Annotated in this window: 12 protein-coding genes and 1 pseudogene; 5 read left to right on the top strand and 8 right to left on the bottom strand. The window is 67.4% G+C overall.

What is annotated here, in order from left to right; translation table 11 throughout:
• Positions 1 to 31 precede the first annotated feature (31 nt).
• Both recR and NN4_RS17750 read right to left on the bottom strand, forming a co-directional pair.
• Entirely contained in the window at positions 32 to 640 is a 609-nt protein-coding gene (gene recR, locus NN4_RS17745) for a recombination mediator RecR (RefSeq protein WP_135234383.1), read from the bottom strand.
• A gap of 20 nt (positions 641 to 660) precedes the next feature.
• Positions 661 to 1002, bottom strand: a complete 342-nt coding sequence (locus NN4_RS17750; RefSeq protein ID WP_107653711.1) for a YbaB/EbfC family nucleoid-associated protein — start codon at positions 1000 to 1002, stop codon at positions 661 to 663.
• Between the two features lie 159 nt (positions 1003 to 1161).
• Here NN4_RS17750 and NN4_RS17755 point away from each other — a divergent pair, with 159 nt between their 5' ends.
• The 3 genes from NN4_RS17755 to NN4_RS17765 are packed head-to-tail and all read left to right on the top strand — an operon-like array spanning position 1162 to position 2980.
• Positions 1162 to 1743, top strand: coding sequence for a hypothetical protein (locus NN4_RS17755; RefSeq protein ID WP_147132272.1), 582 nt, complete (start codon positions 1162 to 1164; stop codon positions 1741 to 1743).
• A gap of 54 nt (positions 1744 to 1797) precedes the next feature.
• The gene (locus NN4_RS17760) at positions 1798 to 2613 is read left to right on the top strand and encodes a MerR family transcriptional regulator (protein WP_147132275.1); all 816 of its coding nucleotides are present in this window, start codon (positions 1798 to 1800) and stop codon (positions 2611 to 2613) included.
• Between the two features lie 16 nt (positions 2614 to 2629).
• Positions 2630 to 2980, top strand: a complete 351-nt coding sequence (locus tag NN4_RS17765; RefSeq protein WP_147132278.1) for a VOC family protein — start codon at positions 2630 to 2632, stop codon at positions 2978 to 2980.
• 57 nt (positions 2981 to 3037) lie between these two features.
• On the opposite strand, the gene NN4_RS17770 is transcribed toward NN4_RS17765, so the two are convergent.
• The gene (locus NN4_RS17770; protein ID WP_147132281.1) at positions 3038 to 3472 is read right to left on the bottom strand and encodes an SRPBCC family protein; all 435 of its coding nucleotides are present in this window, start codon (positions 3470 to 3472) and stop codon (positions 3038 to 3040) included.
• A gap of 216 nt (positions 3473 to 3688) precedes the next feature.
• Here NN4_RS17770 and NN4_RS17775 point away from each other — a divergent pair, with 216 nt between their 5' ends.
• Entirely contained in the window at positions 3689 to 5119 is a 1431-nt protein-coding gene (locus NN4_RS17775; protein ID WP_371865676.1) for an FAD-binding oxidoreductase, read from the top strand.
• The gene (locus tag NN4_RS17780) at positions 5116 to 6432 is read left to right on the top strand and encodes a class I SAM-dependent methyltransferase (RefSeq protein ID WP_147132288.1); all 1317 of its coding nucleotides are present in this window, start codon (positions 5116 to 5118) and stop codon (positions 6430 to 6432) included. The genes NN4_RS17775 and NN4_RS17780 overlap by 4 nt, the downstream gene beginning before the upstream one ends.
• A 7-nt stretch (positions 6433 to 6439) precedes the next feature.
• Here NN4_RS17780 and NN4_RS17785 read toward each other — a convergent pair whose 3' ends face one another.
• The 5 genes and pseudogenes from NN4_RS17785 to NN4_RS45020 form a co-directional block, all read right to left on the bottom strand.
• A complete protein-coding gene (locus NN4_RS17785; protein WP_147132291.1) occupies positions 6440 to 10018 on the bottom strand; it encodes a serine/threonine-protein kinase in 3579 nt (1192 codons plus the stop codon).
• Positions 10019 to 10484: 466 nt separating this feature from the next.
• A complete protein-coding gene (locus tag NN4_RS17790; protein WP_246180929.1) occupies positions 10485 to 11591 on the bottom strand; it encodes an esterase-like activity of phytase family protein in 1107 nt (368 codons plus the stop codon).
• Positions 11592 to 11709: 118 nt separating this feature from the next.
• Positions 11710 to 13860: a 3-hydroxyacyl-CoA dehydrogenase NAD-binding domain-containing protein gene (locus NN4_RS17795; RefSeq protein ID WP_147132297.1), complete on the bottom strand. Its 2151-nt coding sequence runs from the start codon at positions 13858 to 13860 to the stop codon at positions 11710 to 11712.
• Between the two features lie 39 nt (positions 13861 to 13899).
• Entirely contained in the window at positions 13900 to 15114 is a 1215-nt protein-coding gene (locus NN4_RS17800) for an acetyl-CoA C-acetyltransferase (RefSeq protein ID WP_107653703.1), read from the bottom strand.
• 367 nt (positions 15115 to 15481) lie between these two features.
• A pseudogene (locus NN4_RS45020) lies at positions 15482 to 15971 on the bottom strand (hypothetical protein); the annotation flags it as partial.

A 15971-nucleotide genomic window follows, 5' to 3' on the forward strand; every position in this document is an offset into this window, starting at 1 on the left:
GCCCCGCAACCCCCGAGATCAGGGGCAGGAGTCAGAGCGCGCGGCGGCCGGACAGCGCCCGACCCAACGTCAACTCGTCCGCGAATTCCAGATCGCCGCCCATGGGCAGCCCCGAGGCCAGCCTGGTCACGCTGAGGCCGGGGAAATCGCGCAGCATCCGCACCAGGTAGGTGGCCGTCGCCTCGCCCTCGGTGTTCGGGTCGGTCGCGATGATCACCTCGGTGACATCGATGCCGTCGGACTGATTTCCGATGCGCGCCAGCAGTTCCCGGATCCGCAGCTGGTCCGGCCCGACGCCGCTGAGCGGGTCGAGCGCGCCGCCGAGCACGTGGTAGCGACCACGGAACTCCCTGGTGCGCTCGATCGCCTGCACGTCCTTGGGCTCCTCGACCACACAGATCATGGTGCGGTCGCGGCGCGCGTCGGCACAGATACGGCACATCTCACCGTCGGAGACGGTGCCGCAGACCACGCAGAACTGCACGCCGTCGCGCACCTTCTGCAGCGCGGCCTGCAACCGGTCGATCTCCGGCGGCTCCACCTGGAGGAGGTGAAAAGCGATGCGCTGCGCGCTCTTCGGACCGACGCCGGGCAGCTTGCCCAGCTCGTCGATCAGATCCTGAACCGGACCCTCGTACAACGGCTATGTCCCCGTGGCTCTCAGAAGCCCGGCAGCCCGGGCAGCGAACCGCCGCCGAGCCCACCCGAGAGCGGGCCGAGCCGCTCGGCCGCCACCTGCTGCGCGTTGGCCATCGCGTCGTTGACCGCGCCGATCACCAGGTCCTGCAGCGTCTCCACGTCCTCCGGGTCGACCGCCTTGGGATCGATGGTCAGCGAAACAACCTCACCGGACGCCTTGATGGTGACCTTGACCAGCCCGCCGCCGGCCTGGCCCTCCACCTCGGCCGCGGCGATCTCGGCCTGGGCCTCCATCACCGCCTGCTGCATCTGCTGGGCTTGGGCGAGTAACTGCTGCATGTCGAACTGACCACCGGGCTGCACGGCATATTCCTCTCTGGGGAAAGTGTCACCGATCAGCCTAGTCCTCGAGCTGGGGGCGGCACGCATGGCCGGTAACAGGTTGGGTAAGTCCAGCTTCAGCACATCAAGATCGACCTAACATCAGTAGTAGGTCGGGAGCGGCAGTTCTGGAGTACCGATATGAGCACGATGAGGGCACGTTTCCTGAGCACCATGGTGCTTTCCCTGGGGGTTCCCGCCGTTTTTCTCGGCGTGGCCGCCCCGACGGCAATCGCCGATGCCGGTGTCACCGCCGCGGCCGCCGATTACGGCGGCGGCTGCCTCCTCGACCCCGACAACCGAGCGGTCACGATCGACTCGCTGCGGTTCCGATGCGGGCCCGAGCAGCAGGACGCGATCTTCCGCGACGCCGAACGCGGTGCGGTCCCGATGGGCGTGAAGAACGGCTGGGTGACCAGGCCGCCGACGATGCAGGGCGTCGCACCCGCGTTCTGGATCGGCAAGACCTTCTACACCGGGCCCGACGGCGGCTATCTGATGAACCGGGTCACCGGCGCCGGATACGAGGCCTGGCCCGCGAACGTCTACACCGCACCCGCGCTGCTCGACGGCAGGCCGACCTGGGCCCTGAACTACGACCCGTCCCCGACACCACCGGTGTACGACGAGATCAGGGAGATCACCCCCGGTGTCTGGTTCGGCTACTCGTGGTGGCGCGGCGCGTTCCAGCACACCATGCTGCTGACCTTCGTGCTCGCCTGATCGACTTCGCCGAAAGTTGACTCTCCCCTGGCTGGAGGGTGTTCGCTGGAAGGCATGACCGCGACTGTCTCCATCGGGGAGTTCGCCAGGCTGACCTACTTGACCGTGAAGACGCTCCGGTACTACCACGACATCGAGCTGCTCGAACCGATCGAGGTCGACACCGGCTCCGGCTACCGGAGGTACTCCACCGACCAAGTGGCGCAGGCGCATCTGATCCGGCGCCTGCGTCAGCTCGACATGCCGCTGCCCGAGATCAAGGCCGTGCTCGCCGCGCCCGACGACGACATTCGCAACGCCGCCTTGCGCGCCCACCTGGAGCGGATGGAGGCGGAGCTGGCCCGAACCCGCGCGGTGGTGGCGTCGCTGCGGTCACTGCTCACCCCGGCGGCGCCGATCGCCGTCGAATACCGCTCGATGCCGGCCTTTCCCGCACTGGCGGTGGCCGAGGTGGTCAGCAGGGCCGAGATCGGACCGTGGTGCGCGGCGGCGTTTCCGCTGCTGCATCACACGCTGGGCGCCGCGGGTCTCGAATCCGCGGGCGTCGACGGCGCCACCTACGCCATGGAGTTCTTCGAGAACGACATCGGCGAGGTGGTCGCCTACGTGCCGATCCCACCGGCCGCCCGGATCGAACCCGCCGGCCGGACCTCGATCATCGAGCTGCCCGCACGCCGCTTCGCCATCGCGCTGCACGAGGGGGATTTCGAGGATTTCGACCGCACCTACGGCGCGCTCGGCAGCCACGTCGCCGAGCACGGCGGCGCGCTCGCCGAACCGGTCCGGGAGCGCTATCTGCTCAGCCCCGGCGACACCGACGACCCGAACACCTACCGCACCGAAGTCTGCTGGCCGATCGGCCTGCTCTGAGAAAGGGGACAACCCTATGCCACTGTCGCTCGCGCACGTCACCGTCGACTGCCACGACGCCGCCGCCCTCGCCGGATTCTGGTCCGAATTCCTGGATCTGGCGGTAGACGAGGGCGCGTCCGAACACTTCGCCACCGTCGGCCGCGCGGCCGGGGCCTCGCCGGTGCTGATGTTCATCCAGGTACCCGACAAGAATCCGGGGAAGAACGTGATCCACCTCGACTTCCACGCCGAGGAATGGCATCAGTACGTCGAGCGGGCGATCAGCTTGGGCGCCAAGCGGATCGGCGACTTCAGCGAGTACGGCGGGCAGTGGACCACGCTGGCCGACCCGGAAGGCAACCTCTTCGACATCGGCGCGAAGTAGCCGACCGTGCGGCCCGGCACCTGGCGCCGGGCCGCACGCTGCGTCATGACCTGCGGGTCAGGCGAGCTCGCGCTGCAGGTTGCCCAGCACCTCGGCCTGGATCTTCTTCAGGCCGAGCGGCGCGAAGATGCCCTCGAAGATGCCGGCGACACCGCCCGCACCCTGCCAGGTGGTGCGCAGGGTGACCTGCGAGCCCGCGCCGTCCGGCGTGACAGTCCAGGTGTTCACCATGGTGGAGTTCGAATCACGCTCGGTGACAACCGAATTCGACACGGTGACGACGGCGTGCACGTTGCGCGAGCGCTTCTCGGTGGCCTGCAGCGTCCACTCCGCCACGGTGCCCGCGCCCTTGCCGCCCTCGACCACCTTGTAGTCGCGGTAGTGCGCGGAGAGGATGCGCGGACGCACCGTCTGGTAGTCCGCGATGGCGTCGAGGGTGCGCTGCGGATCCGCCGCCACGGCGATCGAACTGCTGGCGCTGACCTGTCCCACAATGAGCTCCTTGTCCGGGTACGGTATGTCGACCGGTGTCCATCCTGCCCTGCGGCGGACGCCTTACCGCATACCGGCCGAGTCGTGTGGCGAACTTCTCCGAGTCGGCCGATATTCCGGTTCGCAACATCTGCGTGACATTTCTCCCGAGACCCCGCCCTCGTGGTGGTCTCCGAATGCGGTGCGTACTAGCGTCGAGGGGTGGCAGTGAGTCTGTTGGGGAAGGCCGGACGCGCACCGGCCGCACAGGAATCCGGATTTGCCGCGCATCGGGCCGGTGTGGACCGACTGCTGGCGAGTTATCGCGCTATTCCCGGAAACGCCAATGTGCGGCTGGCGAAGAAGACCTCGAACTTGTTCCGGGCCAGGGCGAAAAACCCCGCGCCCGGCCTCGACGTCTCCGGGCTGACCCGGGTGATCGCGGTGGACCCGGTGGCCAAGACCGCCGACGTGGCCGGCATGACCACCTACGAGAACCTGGTCGCCGCCACCCTGCCCTACGGCCTCGCGCCGCTGGTGGTGCCGCAGCTCAAGACGATCACCCTGGGCGGCGCGGTGACCGGACTCGGCATCGAGTCGACCTCGTTCCGCAACGGCCTGCCGCACGAGTCGGTGCTGGAGATGGACATCCTGACCGGCGCGGGCGAGATCATCACCGCCACCCCGGACAACGAGCACGCCGACCTGTTCCGCGGCTTCCCGAACTCCTACGGCACTCTCGGCTATTCGGTCCGGCTGAAGATCGAACTGGAGACCGTGCAGCCCTACGTGGCCATGCGCCACCTGCGCTTCCACGACCTGCGCGAGCTGGAGCGGACCCTCGCCGCCATCGTCGACGAGAAGACCTATGACGGTGAGCGAGTGGATTATCTCGACGGTGTCGTCTTCACCGCCGACGAGAGCTATCTGACCCTCGGCAGGCAGACCGACGAGCCCGGCCCGGTCTCCGACTACACCGACATGGACATCTTCTACCGGTCCATCCAGCACGACGACGACCGGCCCAAGCGCGACCGGCTCACCATTCACGACTACCTGTGGCGCTGGGACACCGACTGGTTCTGGTGCTCGCGCGCGTTCGGCACGCAGAACCCGAAGATCCGCCGGTTCTGGCCGAAGCGGTACCGGCGCAGCAGCTTCTACTGGAAGCTCATCGCGCTGGACCACAAATACAACATCGCCGACAAGCTGGAGGCCAGGCAGGGCAACCCGCCGCGCGAGCGGGTGGTGCAGGACATCGAGGTGCCGGTCGAGCGCACCGCCGACTTCGTCGAATGGTTCCTGCGCGAGATCCCGATCGAGCCGATCTGGCTGTGCCCGCTGCGGTTGCGCGAGACCGGCGCGCCCGCGACGACCGAGCGCACCTGGCCGCTGTACCCGCTCGAACCGAACCGGACCTACGTCAATGTCGGGTTCTGGTCAGCCGTCCCTACTGTGCCAGGACAGCAGGAAGGAGCGGCCAACCGGGCGATCGAGCGCACCGTGACCGACTTCGACGGACATAAGTCGCTGTACTCGGATTCCTACTACGACAAAGATGAGTTCGCGGCGCTGTACGGCGGCAATACCTACACCGAATTGAAGAGACGCTACGACCCAGACCAGCGGCTGCTGGATTTGTATTCGAAGGCGGTGCAACGCAAATGACGACATTCAAGGACCGTTCCGACGTCTTAGCTGACCTCGGAACCAAACTCAGCATTGCCGAGATCTTCGAGACGCTGATCGACGGCGAGGTACCGATCCGGCTGACCGCCTACGACGGCAGCACGGCCGGTCCCGAGGACTCGAAGTACGGGCTGGAGATCAAGACGCCCCGCGGCATCAACTATCTTGCGACCGCGCCCGGCGATCTCGGCATGGCGCGCGCCTACATCGCGGGCGACATGACCGCCAGCGGCGTCCACCCCGGCGACCCTTACGACATCCTGAAGGCGATGGAAGGGTTGAAGTTCCATCGCCCGTCCGCGCTCGCACTGGTCACCATCGCCCGCTCGCTGGGCTGGGAGCGGCTCAAGCCGGTCGCACCGCCGCCGCAGGAGACGCTGCCGCGCTGGCGCCGGATCGCGCTGGAAGGCTTGCGGCACTCCAAGACCCGCGACGCCGAGGCGATCCACCACCACTACGACGTCTCCAACAAGTTCTACGAGTACGTGCTCGGCCCGTCGATGACCTACACCTGTGCGTGTTACGGCGACGAGAACTGGACGCTGGAGCAGGCGCAGGAGAACAAGTACCGCCTCGTCTTCGAGAAGCTGCGGCTGAAGGAAGGCGACCGGCTGCTCGACATCGGCTGCGGCTGGGGCGGCATGGTCCGCTACGCGGCCAAGCGCGGCGTCAAGGTGATCGGCGCGACGCTGTCGGCCGAGCAGGCCGAGTGGGCGCAGCAGAAGATCGCCGAGCAGGGCCTGTCCGAGCTGGCCGAGGTGCGCCACTCCGACTACCGCGATATTCCCGAGGGCAACTTCGACGCCGTGTCCTCGATCGGGCTGACCGAGCACATCGGCGTGCACAACTACCCCTATTACTTCGAGTTCATGAAGGACAAGCTGCGCGACGGCGGCCTGTTCCTGAACCACTCCATCACCCGCCCGGACAACACCAGGACCACCAAGGCCGGTGACTTCATCGACCGCTACGTGTTCCCCGACGGCGAGCTGATCGGGTCCGGCCGGATCATCTCCGAGATCCAGAACGTCGGCCTCGAGGTGCTGCACGAGGAGAACCTGCGCGAGCACTACGCGCTCACGCTGCACGAATGGTGCAAGAACCTGGTGGAGAACTGGGACGCGTGCGTCGCCGAGGTCGGCGAGGGCACCGCGAAGGTGTGGGGCCTGTACATGGCGGGTTGCCGGCTCGGCTTCCAGCGCAACGTGGTTCAGCTGCACCAGGTGCTCGGCGTGAAGCTCCCCGAGGACGGCGACTGGACGGTGCCGCTGCGTCCGTGGTGGCAGCCGTAGCTTTCGCTTACTGCCCGTCCTGATCCAGGAGCTCCTCCAGGAACAGGGCGGGCAGTTCTATGTCTCCGGTATGCGCTGCGGCCGAGGGCATTTCGGCGCGCAGCACGCGCAGGATGGAGACGACGCCGGGGCCCGCGTCGAGCAGCGGCCTGGTCCAGCCCAGCCGGGCGCAGGTCGCGGCCGACGGCAGCAGCAGGCCGGTGGCCTCGCCGACCCAGCCCGAGGCGGCCAGGCATTCGGCGAGCAGCAGCGAGGCGTCCAATTGTGCTCGGGGACGGCGCTTTTCCAGCATTCGGCCATGTAGGGCACGGGACCGGCGGACCGCCCGGTCGTCGGAGCCGAGCCTGCCATGGGCGAGCAGCTCCCGGATAGCGGCGACCTCCTCGGCCTCCGCGGCCAGCACGGCGGCGCCGGTCATCCGATGCCCCGCGTGCAGCGGCGCCGACGGCGACTCGGGGCCGGCGAACTGATCGTCCGACTCGTCCGGCGGCAAGCCGAGCCGCAGCCGTTCGGCGCGGATATGCGCGGCCAACCGGAACAGCCGATTGTCGTTCGCGATACGCGCGCCCTCGTCGAGTCTGGTTGCGGCCGTGAACAAGTCGCCGCGTACCGCTTTGACCCGTGCACCGATGACGAACGTCGAGATCAGGAAGTCCACCGGGCCGACCCGGGCGGCCAGCTGATGGCTCTCGTCGAGCAGCCGGTCGGCGGTGTCGAGATCGCCGCGGCGATAGTTCAATTCGCCGAGCATCGCCGAGGCCACCCGGACGGCATGCGAGCGCGGACCAGATCGGGACTTCGCGACCTCCCACGCCTGCTGGAAACACGCTGTCGCGGTGGGGATGTCGAGCTGCTCGTAGGCGGCGGCACCGCGGCCGCACAGCCCGAAGACCTCGCCGAGCGGATCCTTGGACTTGGCATGATATTCCGCCGCCCAGTCCTGGATCTCGCGGGCGCCGTCGAAGTCGAACTCGCACAGCCGCACGAACGAGGTCAGATTCGCCGCGGTGGAGACGGTCCAGGCGGGCAGCTCATCCGCCTTCTTCAGGCAGTCCGCGACCCTATCCAGCACGCCTTCGGTGTGATCACGGGCGATCTGGTCGGCCGCGCCGAGCACGGCGGCCTGGCAGCGTTGCTGATCGACGTCCTCGTCGGTGGACGAGCCGCGGGCCAGGATGTTGGACAGCCTGCCGAGCGCCGTGCGCGCCGCGCCGGACTGCTGCAGGTTCACGTTGGCTCTGGCCACCGCCATCAGCAGCTTGGACCGCGAAGCCACCTGCTGCATGGGCAGTTTCGACACCGTGCCGAGCAGCGTCGCCAGCCGGGACCGGTCGATCAGGTCCATGCCGCCGGTCTCCAGCAGATCCAGCGCCATCTTGAAGTCGGTGGCCGCCAGCGCGTGGTCGACCGATTTGCGCAGCAGCTGGTGTTCGGCGTACCAGCGGGCAGCCTTGCGGTGCAACGACTTCAACCGGCCCGGCTGGGCGCGTTCGAGCCGGGCCCGCAGGTGCTCGGCGAACAGCGGCTGCATCCGGAACCACTCCGGGTCGTGCACGATCCGGCGCACGAACAGCTCGCGCTGCTCGGCTTGCTCCAGCATTTGCTCGGCGTCCGCGTCCTCGGACAGCGCCGCAGCCAGCGAACCACATACCCGCTCGGTCACCGAGATCGACATCAGGAAGTCGAGCATCCTGGGTTCCAGGGTGTCCAAGACGTTTTCGGCGAGATACTCGCGGATGCCGTGGTTGCCCTCGGACAGATTCGCGATCAGCTGGGCGGGGTCGGCATTGCCGCGCAACGACAGGCTGACCAGCTGGATGGCGGCGGGCCAGCCGTCGGTCGCCGTATGGATCTGCTCCACTTGGATGTCGGTGAGCGGAAATCCGTGGTGGCGCACCAGGATCTCTTTGGTCTCCTCGGTGGTCAGGCGCAGCGCGGACGATCCGATCTCGACCAGTTCGTCGTGCACCCGCATCCGGCTGGTCGGCAAACCCGACTGCTCCCGGCTCGTCACCACGAAGCGCAAGTGATGACACCCGTTGTCCAGCAACGATTCCATCGCGTGCTGCGCGCCCGGGTCGGTGACCCGATGCCAGTCGTCCACGACCACCACGATGGTGCTGCCGCTCGCGTGGATCTCATCGATGAGCGTGGAGATCACGAAGGCCGCCGCATCGGCGGGGCGTTCCTCGAGCGCCTGATCCAACCCGGTGCCCACATCCGGGCGCACCCGGCGGATCGCCTGGATGAGATGGGCGAGGAACCAGATCTCGTTGTCGTCGTCGTGGTCCACACCGATCCAGGCGACGGGGATGCCGCGCTCGGTCAGATCGGTCCGCCACTGGGCGGCCAGGGTGCTCTTGCCGAAACCGGCGGGGCCGTGGATGACGGCGAGCCTGCGCCGCCCGCCCGCCCGCAGAATGTCCAGCAGACGGGGGCGCGGCACCGGTTCCCTGGCCGGGGTCGGCGGCCGGAACTTGGTGGCCGCGGTCGGCGGCAACGTGCTCGCCGAGCCGCCGGCACCGGTGTGCTGGGATACCGCCGGGCGCAGCGTCAGCGGCCAGCTGCGCCGGGCCGTCACCGCGGGCCGGGACTGGGTCGGTGTTGCGGAGTCGCTGGGGTTTTCCACCGGCTCGGGCGCGGCGACGGTCTCCAGCAGCGCCATCTCGTCGGGCATCTGGTCGTGGTCGCGTTGCACCGCGCGCAACATCTGACCGAAGTCGTAAGCCGACACCGGGCGATCGTCGGGGTCGGTGGCCATGGCCTGCTGGATCACGTCGGCCACATCCGGCGGAATATCGTGCTCGCGCAGATCCGGCACCGGCTGGGTGGTGATGCGCAGGAACTGCGCGACCACCTTCTCCCCTGCCTGCCGCTCGAACGCGGCGTGCCCGGTGAGCAGCGCGAACAGCGTCGCGCCGAGGCCGTAGACGTCGGAGCGGATGGTCGGGTCGTCGCCCTTGAGCACCTCGGGCGCGGTGAAGGCGGGCGAACCGGTGATCATGCTGCTCGAGGTCTGGAAGCCGCCGGGAATTCTGGCGATGCCGAAGTCGGTCAGCTGCGGCTCGCCGTAGCCGCTGAGCAGGACGTTCGCGGGTTTCACGTCGCGGTGCAGGATCTGGGCGCGGTGCGCGCTCTCGATCGCACCCGCCAGCTTCACCCCCGCGCGCAGCGAGTCGCTCCAGGTGAGCGGGCCCTGATCACGGATCACCTGTTCCAGCGAGCCGCGGGTGCAGTAGGGCATCACGATGAACGGCAGCCCGCTCATCGTCACGTCGACCTGCAGGATGTCCACGATATTCGGATGGCCGGACAGCCTGCCCATGGCCTGTTCCTCGCGCAGGAAGCGTTCGCGGCTCTCCACCTCGATCTCCGAGGAGAGCACCTTCACCGCCACCACCCGGTCCAGCGTCCGCTGGATGCAGCGATAGACCACGCCGAAGCCACCCCGGCCGATCTCCTTCGCCTCGGACAGCCCCATCGCGTCCAGCTCATCGGCGATCCCGATGAGCGGGTGGCGCTGGGTGTCCGAGTCGGCCGGGGTCGAGTCGGGACCGACCTTGCCCGAACGCGTCCGTGGATTCACGTGACCACCTCGAACTCACATCGAATCGGCGTCACCGGCAACCAACAAGCACGCTGACACGCGGACATCATCGAAATCGCCGCGCGATGTCCGATATGTCTGCGCATACTCCAACGTAGCGCGGGCACGGCACCTGGTGGGAGAAGTTTCGAAAGAGGATGTTTTCCACCTCGACCACCCCCTCATTGTCCCTGCTCAGCGCGCCGCCGCCGACCTGGTCGCCGGTGCGCCCAGGAACGAGATTCGCTCTATTCCATTCTGACGCGTGACGGGGCGGAAGGACGCAATTTTCCAGCGACCGGAAATTGTGGATCGTGTCCAGCGCGCGCCGGGCCGAACGGGTGCGAGTCCACATTCAGCGCTGCCGGGTTGTGCGGCATTCGCAGTTTGTCCAGCAACGGGTAGCCGCCCGGGGATGGCCGGAGAGGCGTACCGGGGTCTATCAGCGCGGTCAGGCCGGTGGTGGCTAACGGACCGCGAGGGCGATGAACTGAGTGATCTGGTTGGCGGCGAAGTTGTTGTCGCTCACCAAGATCAGCGTGCGTTCGCCGGAAGGCAGGCGCGGGCCCCAGGTCATACCTTCGACGTTGTCGATCTTCGCGAGGCCGACGTCGTCCAGATCGACCAGCAGGCGCTTGGTAGCGGGGCGGGCGTTGCCGAGAGGGGCGTCCAGCACGTTGGTGGCGCCGCTCAGATCCGCCTGATAAATCCTGATCTTGTTACCGACGCCGACGACGAAAGAGCGTTCCAGGACAAGGACTTTCGTCGGGTCGACCGGGTCTGCGGCCAGGATCGAGGCGATGCCGTTCTCGCCGAGACCGAGCTGCGGGCGCGACTCGGCGAACACCGGCTCCAACGGGTACGCATACTGGGCGAACACCGGGCCGAATCGGGCTTGCACGGTGATCCGCGCGGTCGCGCCGGCCGTTGTCGTCGCGACCGGACCATCCTGCAGCAGTGGATCTTCCACCGACGTCATGAACAACGAGCCACCGGCGGCGAAGGTCGCGCCCTCCAGGGCCGCGTTCTGCCGCGGACCCGAATCCGGGCGCATCCGTTCGTTGTTCGGAATCGGCAGCTCGCTCACGAACGTGCCGTCGGGGTGGGCGACGCGGACCGAGGGGTCGGCGAGCACGGTCTCGGTGCGCTCGCCCTCCTGCGCCCAGAAGTAGTTGCCGGACCACGGGTCGACCCGAATCTCCTCCGGATCCACCGACTTCGGGCCGCAGGCAGCGCCCACTGCGGTCAGCAATGGCCGGGTTCCGGTGAAAGTCACCGGGCCTGCGCCACTTTCGCCGACCGGGAAGCGCGCGGTGTAGAACCGTGCCGGGTTGCGTTCCGAGCGGTCGTCGCTGATGAGCACATAATCGCCGGTGCGGGAATCGAAGTCGACCCCGGACAGGCCGCCGACCATAGTGCCCTGGAATTCCAGCGTGTGCGGCACGATCTGCTCGCCGAGCAGCCGGACCACGGGGCCCGATTCCGGCGCCGCGGCGGCGGGTGCGACACCCAGCGCCACCGCGATGGTCGCGACCAACAGGGCTTGTCCACAGCGCGGGTATCCACGTCTCACCGGAACCACGTTATCCACAGTGCGGTACCGGCGGGTGAACATCACCCGAATCACACACGCTGGAAAACGGCGAAAGCCCGCCACCGCGAAACGCGGTGGCGGGCTTTACCGTTGGTGACTACTTACGCAGCGAGGCCGGGACCTCGAAGCGATCGCCGTAGGTCTTGGCGAGGTAGTCGGCGCGCTCGACGAACGCCGCCTGCCCGCCCGGGTAACCGACGATGAACTGGTGCACACCACCGGTCCAGGCCGGGAAACCGATGCCGAAGATCGAGCCGATGTTGGCGTCGGCGGTGGTCTCCAGCACACCCTCGTCGAAACACTTCTGGGTCTCGATCGCCTCCGCGAACAGCATGCGGTCGATCAGATCCTGCAGCGGCACAGTGAAATCCGCCGTGGTCTTGAAGTGCTCACGCAGGCCGGGCCACAGGCCGGTGCGCTTGCCGTTCTCGTCGTACTCGTAGAAGCCCGCCTTCTCGAGGCGACCCGGACGACCCTCGCCGACCATGTAGTCGATGACGTCCTGCGCCGGGTGGCGCTTCTTGCCCATCGTGGTGTCGCCCGCCTGGGCGGCCTCGATGGTCTCCTTGGCGATCTTCTGCATGAGCTTCAAGTTCAGCTCATCCGAGAGCTGCAGCGGCGCGGCCGGGTAGCCCGCCTGCAGACCGGCCTGCTCGATGGTCGCGGGCTCGATGCCCTCGGTGAGCATGGCGATCGCCTCGTTGACGAAGGTGCCGATCACGCGCGAGGTGAAGAAGCCACGGCTGTCGTTGACGACGATCGGGGTCTTCTTGATCGCGAGGGTGTAATCGAACACCCGGGCCAGCGCCTCGGGCGAGGTCTTCTCACCCTTGATGATCTCCACCAGCGGCATCTTGTCGACCGGCGAGAAGAAGTGGATGCCGATGAAGTCTTCCTGGCGCTTCACCCCGGCCGCGAGGCCGGTGATCGGCAGCGTGGAGGTGTTGGAGCCCAGCAGCGCGTCCGGGGTGACGATGTCCTCGATCTCCTGGAACACCTTGTGCTTGAGCTCGGTGTTCTCGAAGACCGCCTCGATCACGAAGTCCACGCCGTCGAAATCCTTGGCGTCGGCGGACGGAGTGATCCGGTCCAGCAGCGCCTTGGACTTCTCCTCGGTGGTCTTGCCCCGGGACAAGGCCTTGGCCTCGATCTTCTCGGAGTAGTTCTTGCCGCGCTCGGCCGCCTCGATGGTGACGTCCTTGAGCACGACCTGGTAGCCCGCCTTGGCAGAGACGTACGCGATGCCCGCGCCCATCATGCCCGCGCCCAGCACGCCGATCTTCTTGATGTCCTTCTTCGGCACGTCCTTCGGCCGCGAGCCACCGTTGTTGATGGCCTGCAGATCGAAGAAGAACGCCTGGATCATGTTCTTCGCGACCGGCCCGGTGAGCAGGTGCACGAAGTAGCGCGACTCGATCAGCGACGCGTTGTCGATGTCGACCTGCGAGCCCTCGACCGCAGCGGACATGATCGCCCGCGGGGCAGGCATGTTGGTGCCCTTGAGCTGCTTACGCAGGTTGGCCGGGAACGCGGGCAGGTTCGCCGCGAAGGCCGGGGTGGACGGGGTGCCACCGGGGATCTTGTAGCCCTTCTTGTCCCACGGCTGCACGCCACCCTCGGGGTTGGCCTTGATCCACGCCTTGGCGGCGGGCACCAGTTCCTCGACCGAGCCGACGACCTCGTTGATCAGGCCGATCTCCTTGGCCTTGGCCGGGCGGTACTTGTTGCCCTGCAGCAGCACCTGCATGAGCGCGTTCTGCAGGCCGAGCATGCGCACGGTACGGGTGACACCGCCACCGGCGGGCAGCAGACCCAGGCTCACCTCGGGCAGACCGAGCTGCACGCCCGGTACGTCGGCGGCGATCCGGTAGTGGGTCGCCAGGGTGATCTCCAGGCCACCGCCGAGCGCGGCGCCGTTGATGGCGGAGACGACCGGCTTGCCCAGGGTCTCCAGGCGACGCAGCGCGTCCTTGATGGCGAAGAGCTCATCCATCAGGCCCTGGCCGTCTTCCGGGCCGACCTTCATCATGTTCTTCAGGTCGCCGCCGGCGAAGAAGGTCTTCTTCGCGGAGGTCAGCACCACGCCGGTGATGCTGTCCTTCTCGGCCTCGAGCCGCTCGACCGTCGCGGTCATCGACGACTTGTACAGCTCGTTCATCGTGTTGGCGCCCTGGTTCGGGTCGTCCATCGTCAATACGACGATGCCGTCCGAATCCTGCTCCCAACCGATCATGTTGGTTTCGCTCACAGCTCTGTGTCTCCTTGAATTCTCAGCTGCCGGTTGGGGTTAGACGCGCTCGATGATGGTCGCCACGCCCATGCCGCCGCCGATGCACAGGGTGATCAGCGCGTAGCGACCGTTGCGGCGCTCCAGCTCGTCGACCATGGTGCCGGTGATCATCGCGCCGGTGGCACCCAGCGGGTGGCCCATGGCGATCGCGCCACCGTTGACGTTCAGCTTCTCGTCCGGGATGTTCAGGTCCTTCTGGAACTTGAGCACCACCGAGGCGAACGCCTCGTTGATCTCGACGAGGTCCATGTCCTCGATCGACAGGCCCGCCTTGGCCAGCGCCTTCTTGGCGGCCGGGGTGGGACCGGTCAGCATGATGGTCGAGTCGGCGCCGCTGGTGGCGGTCGCGACGACGCGCGCACGCGGGGTCAGGCCAGACGCCTTGCCCGCCTCTTCGGTGCCGACGAGCACCAGCGCGGCACCGTCGACGATGCCCGAGCTGTTGCCACCGTGGTGCACGTGGTTGATCTTCTCGACGAAGTAGTACTTCTGCAGCGCCACGGCGTCGAAGCCGCCCATCTCACCGATCACGGCGAAGGACGGGTTGAGCTTGGCCAGGTCCTCGGCGGTGGTGCCGGGACGCATGTGCTCGTCCTTGTCCAGCACGACGATGCCGTTCTGGTCCTTGACCGGGACGACCGACTTGGCGAAGTAGCCGCCGGTGGTGGCCTTGGCGGCCAGCTCCTGCGAACGCACCGCGTAGGCGTCGACGTCATCGCGGCTGAAGCCCTCGATGGTGGCGATCAGGTCGGCCGAAACACCCTGCGGCACAAAGTAGGTGTCGTAGTTGGTCGCCGGGTCGAGCGCCCACGCGCCGCCGTCGGAGCCCATCGCCACGCGGGACATGGACTCGACGCCACCGGCGATGACCAGGTCGTCGAAGCCGGAGCGCACCTTCTGCGCGGCCAGGTTGACGGCCTCGAGGCCGGAGGCACAGAACCGGTTGAGCTGGAAGCCACCGACGGTGTCAGGCAGGCCCGCCACGGTCACCGCGGTGCGGGCGATGTCCATGCCCTGATCACCGACGGGGCTGACCACACCGAGGATCAGATCCGAGATCCGGTCTTCGTCGAGGTTCGGGAAGCGGCCGCGCAGCTCCTGGATCAGACCAACAGTCAAGTCGATCGGCTTGACCGAATGCAGCGAGCCGTTCTTCTTGCCGCGGCCGCGCGGAGTGCGGATGGCCTCGTAAATGTAGGCCTCTGTGGTCATATCGGAGTGTTCCTTCCTTAAAGGTGCGGCGGCCGGACGTCGTCCGTCCGAGCGCTCTGTGCGGCTACTCCACGCGATGCGGAACAGCTGCGGGTAACCTCGCCGACCGGTCCTGCGACCGACCGTGCCGTATTGCATTTGCACAACTCACTGGGCCTGCGTGGTTACGCAAGCTTCCTCCTTCGGCCCTGACGCTCGCCGTGCATACGCTGTACAAAACGCGGCATGCGACGGCGGACGCAGGTTCCGATCGCCCGTACGCCTGGGCATACCATAGAACCTCGTCGTACCGGAGCTCACGGCCACCCGTTCATACTACCGTGGTGTGCGAACTCCGGTTAACTTAACGTCGTGACGGCGGTGGTTGTCAACCACTCAGCCGTGTGGCCCCCAGCTCACTCTTCAGCAATTCGAGGGCGACCTCGTCGGGGTCGCGCCGATCCTCCGGCGCCACCGGGACGGCCGCGGCGCGGATCATCTCCTCCTCGTCCTCCGCGGTGGAGGCGGGCACCACCCCGTCGGCGGGCAGGCCGCTGCCGTTGACCTCACTACCGACCTGGGGCTGCGCCGACTCGGGCGGCGCTGAGTCAAAAGGGCCGGGATCATCCGGTAGATCCGGGAAATCGGGCGGGGGAATGTCGTCGTCGCCCCACGCACGCGGTTTGTTCGCGGCGGGCTTATCCGCCGCAGCGCTCTTGGCCTGGCTCGGTCGCGAGAAACGCGGCGGGGCAGGGGTGTCCGTGCCGCCCCCGGCCGCGTCGCCGGATTCACGCCCCGCAGGCTGTCCGGCACCGCGCTGTGGTTTCGCCTGCGCACCGGCCCGCGCCGCCGCCGGTCGCTGCGCCGCACCGCCCGCC

The organism is Nocardia ninae NBRC 108245 (assembly GCF_007990755.1).
GTDB lineage: Bacteria > Actinomycetota > Actinomycetes > Mycobacteriales > Mycobacteriaceae > Nocardia > Nocardia ninae.

Excerpts from the sequence above, each read along its gene's own strand:
- NN4_RS17765 (WP_147132278.1), top strand. The coding sequence starts at position 2,630 with ATGCCACTGTCGCTCGCGCACGTCACCGTCGACTGCCACGACGCCGCC.
- NN4_RS17800 (WP_107653703.1), bottom strand. The coding sequence starts at position 15,114 with ATGACCACAGAGGCCTACATTTACGAGGCCATCCGCACTCCGCGCGGC.
- NN4_RS17755 (WP_147132272.1), top strand. The coding sequence starts at position 1,162 with ATGAGCACGATGAGGGCACGTTTCCTGAGCACCATGGTGCTTTCCCTG.
- NN4_RS17760 (WP_147132275.1), top strand. The coding sequence starts at position 1,798 with ATGACCGCGACTGTCTCCATCGGGGAGTTCGCCAGGCTGACCTACTTG.
- NN4_RS17780 (WP_147132288.1), top strand. The coding sequence starts at position 5,116 with ATGACGACATTCAAGGACCGTTCCGACGTCTTAGCTGACCTCGGAACC.